This window comes from Vibrio sp. Vb0598 (assembly GCF_033338935.1).
GTDB lineage: Bacteria > Pseudomonadota > Gammaproteobacteria > Enterobacterales > Vibrionaceae > Vibrio > Vibrio alginolyticus.
The window spans coordinates 1-1,294 of sequence record NZ_JAWOTP010000146.1; the positions used below are offsets into that span (position 1 = coordinate 1).

Consider the following 1,294-nt stretch of genomic DNA (forward strand, 5'->3'; position numbering starts at 1 on the left):
TTAGCAAGGCCTGATTGCGCTTGTAGCTCTTCAATGATTGTTGAGATTTCTTGCGTTGAATCTTGAGTACGTGCCGCTAGCATACGAACTTCATCCGCTACTACCGCAAAACCACGACCAGCTTCACCAGCACGTGCTGCTTCAATCGCTGCGTTCAACGCCAACAAGTTCGTTTGTTCAGATACACCGCGAATCACTTCGATAACATCGTTGATCTGTACTGATTGCTCTTTTAGACGCAGTACAACTTGCGCGGCATCGTTCAATGCTTGAGACATTTGCGCGCTTGCGTCTGCACTTTCTTGGAAGATAGCCAAACCAGATTGCGCTAGACCGTCCGCTTCGCGTGCTGTCGCATCAGCAGAGGTCGCATTGTCACTTACGTTGTTTGCAGTGCTTGCTAGCTCATTTACCGCAGAAGCAACTTGTTCGATTTCTGCCAATTCTTGTTGAGCGTTCGCTTCTGCTTGCGTCATTACTGCAGCAAGTTCTGTTGATGCAGACGCCACTTCTTCACTGATTCGAGTTAACTGATCAACGATGCTGTAAAGTTGAGACGCGGTTTGGTTAACGTCTTTGCTTAGCTGAGCAATCTCGTTGTCGCCTTCGACATCCGCACGAACAGAAAGGTTACCAGCCGCCAGTTCACGCATCACACGTTGCAGCTTTTGGATTGGTGTAACAATCATGCCAGATAGGAACCAAGCACCAATTAGCGAGAACACAAATACCGCAAGAACCGTCAGCATCGCATTGGTTTGAACACGCTCGTTTTGTGCGTTACTTTTTGCTGTTGATTCAACCGCTTGATCGTTCACGTGTTTAGACAAAGTGTTGATGCCTTGCACCATTTCATTACCAACACGGCGGTACTCAGAAATAAATGCACGGTATTCGTTGTCTGATTTCAGACCTTGATCGTATTGGTTGAAAAACGCTACAGAGCGCTGTGAGTACTGCACATACGCTTCAATCGCTTTACGCACTTCAATCGCATCTTCACGAAACAGGTTGCGCGCTTCGATCGCACTTAGATCCGCTTCAACTTGTTTCAAGCCTGCTTTTAGCTCATTTAGGAAAGTTTCACGACGAGAAGCATCGTAAATTGCGTAAACCGCGCTGATGCGCAATGGGTAAATTTGATCGTCGATACGCGCCAAAGTGTCTTTATGGAAAACCAAAGACTCTTGGTTAGAAGCAATAACGTCTTGCTCCGCTTGAAGATTGTTTTTAGTAATCCAAAGAGCAATAAACAAAACAATAGCGGTAAATAATACCGGAACCAAAATTTGGG

At 46.1% G+C, this 1,294-nt stretch carries 1 protein-coding gene; it reads right to left on the minus strand.

Features of this window, described 5'->3' with window-relative positions:
- On the minus strand, positions 1-1,294 hold a 1,294-nt coding region (locus R7Q38_RS23625), incomplete at both ends, for a methyl-accepting chemotaxis protein (protein WP_318114496.1).